This is a genomic window from Bradyrhizobium sp. P2_E8, from assembly GCF_056403875.1.
In genome coordinates, this window is the sequence record NZ_JBFUES010001183.1 from 1 (window position 1) to 2,068 (window position 2,068).

Annotated in this window: 3 protein-coding genes; 2 read left to right on the forward strand and 1 reads right to left on the reverse strand. The window is 65.2% G+C overall.

The window, feature by feature from the left end; translation table 11 throughout:
* The coding region (locus AC1D00_RS38325; protein ID WP_477014251.1) for an EAL domain-containing protein at window positions 1-1,164 on the forward strand (1,164 nt) is incomplete at its 5' end.
* A 124-nt stretch (window positions 1,165-1,288) separates the two neighbouring features.
* Here AC1D00_RS38325 and AC1D00_RS38330 read toward each other — a convergent pair.
* Window positions 1,289-1,657 carry an antibiotic biosynthesis monooxygenase family protein gene (locus AC1D00_RS38330; RefSeq protein ID WP_477014252.1) on the reverse strand — a complete coding sequence of 123 codons (369 nt, stop codon included), beginning with the start codon at window positions 1,655-1,657 and terminating at the stop codon, window positions 1,289-1,291.
* Window positions 1,658-1,754: 97 nt separating this feature from the next.
* Between AC1D00_RS38330 and AC1D00_RS38335 the strand changes: the two genes are divergently transcribed.
* A partial coding sequence (locus AC1D00_RS38335) for a MarR family winged helix-turn-helix transcriptional regulator (RefSeq protein WP_477014253.1) occupies window positions 1,755-2,068 on the forward strand: 314 nt, incomplete at its 3' end.

Consider the following 2,068-nt stretch of genomic DNA (forward strand, 5'->3'; position numbering starts at 1 on the left):
CATCTCGCCCGCGTCAACGACGCCTTCGGCTTCGACGTTGCGGACGCCGTGATCCTCGACGTCGGCAAACGCATTCGCGCGCGGCTGCGCGGCGGCGACGTGCTCGGGCGCTTCTCCGGCAACAAGTTCGGCCTGATCCTGAAGAACTGCACCATCGACGACATGAACGTCGCGGCCGAGCGTTTCCTCGCCGGTATCCGCGACGAGGTGGTGCCGACGAAATCCGGTCCGGTCTCGGTCACCGCCTCGATCGGCGCGGTCAGCGTGCCGCGCTATGCCCGCAATACGGACGAGGCGGTCAACCGCGCCCATGAGACGCTGGACGCGGCAAAGCGCCGGCGCTCCGGCTCGTTTGCGGCGTGGCGTCCGGATGCCACGCGCGACGCGCAGCGCCGCGTCAACATCCGCGTCACCGACGAGATCGTCACCGCACTGAACGAGCGCCGCATCAAGCTCGCTTATGAGCCGGTGGTCTCGGCCGTCTCGCGCGAGCGCGCATTCCATGAATGCCTGGTGCGGATGGACCAGGGCGACGGCCAGGTGCTGCTCGCGCCCGACATCGTGCCGGTCGCCGAACGGCTCGGCCTCATCCGCCTCGTCGATCATCGCGTGCTCGAGCTCGTGGTTTCCGAGCTCGCGGCCGCGCCCGATGTCAGTCTCAGCCTCAACATCTCGCCCGACACCACCATGGATCCGGACTGGTGGGCGGGAATTGAGTCGCTGATGCTGGCTCATCCCGGCGTTGCCGAGCGGCTGATCGTCGAGATCACCGAGACGGTCGCGATCCAGGACATCGACGATGTCCGCGGCTTCGTCACCCGGCTGAAGAATTTCGGCAGCCGCATCGCCATCGACGATTTCGGCGCCGGCTACACCTCGTTCCGCAATTTGCGCAAGCTCGGCGTCGACATCGTCAAGATCGACGGCGCCTTCGTGCAGAACATCACCCGTTCCGCCGACGATCGCGCTTTCGTGCAGACCCTGATCGACCTCGCGCGCCGCCTCGACATCAAGACGGTCGCCGAATGGGTGCAGGACGACGAGGCCGCAAACATGCTGCGCGACTGGGGCTGCGACTACATCCAGGGCCGCCTCATCGGGCTCGCGTCAGCCGAGCGCCCGTGGCCTGCGCCGCCGGACAGCGTGCTGCCCGCGGCGGGCTGAGGAGCCGTAGGGTGGGTTAGACTGCGGCTGCGCGAAGCGCAGTCCGCTGGCGTAACCCACCACTTCTGTCGCCGCGCGAAAAGAGGTGGATTACGCCTTCGGCTAATCCACCCTACGTTTGCCGCTACGCCACGCAGATACCAGGCACCGCGACCTTCTGAAACAGATGCGGGCTCACGACCGCGGATGCGGGGTAGACCGCAATCTTGGCGCGGAATTCCGGGTTCGTGAACGCAGCGCGGAAATGTGCGTTGGATTCCCAAATTGCGTAATTCAGATAGGTCGGGCTGTCGCCAACGGCGCGGTGGAGCTGGGTCGAGATGAAGCCCGGCTGCCGTTTCATGAAAGCGGCATCGTTCTGCCAGCTCTCCAGGAAGCTCTGCTCGTCCGCAGCGTCGAGCGTGAAGACGTTCACGAGCACCACGGGGCCGGTTTCGAGCGCGATCTGACGGTCGATCGGGAAGGAAGGGTCGAGGGGACGCATTTGAGGCATGACATCGCTCCGGTCAATTTGGTATCATCATGTCAATTCGGTAGTCCAGGACATAGCTAATTGACATGATGATGTCAATACGGAGTAGTAGTGCCAGATGAGCAAGACCAAGCGGACCCCGGCGGGCGAAGCCCTGACCGGCCTCATCCTCGACCTGTTCCGCGCCAACAGCCTGCTTCTGACCGCCGGCGATCGGCTGGTGACGTCGCTCGGCCTCACCAGTGCGCGCTGGCAGATCCTGGGGGCGATCGCCGATGCCGAGCGCCCGGAGCCGGTCGCCTGGCTCGCCCGCAATCTCGGCGCCAATCGCCAGAACGTGCAGCGCATCGTCAACGACCTCGAGCGCGATGGTCTCGTTGTGTTCGAGGTCAACCCGCATCATCGCCGGGCGCAGCTTGTGGTGCTCACTGA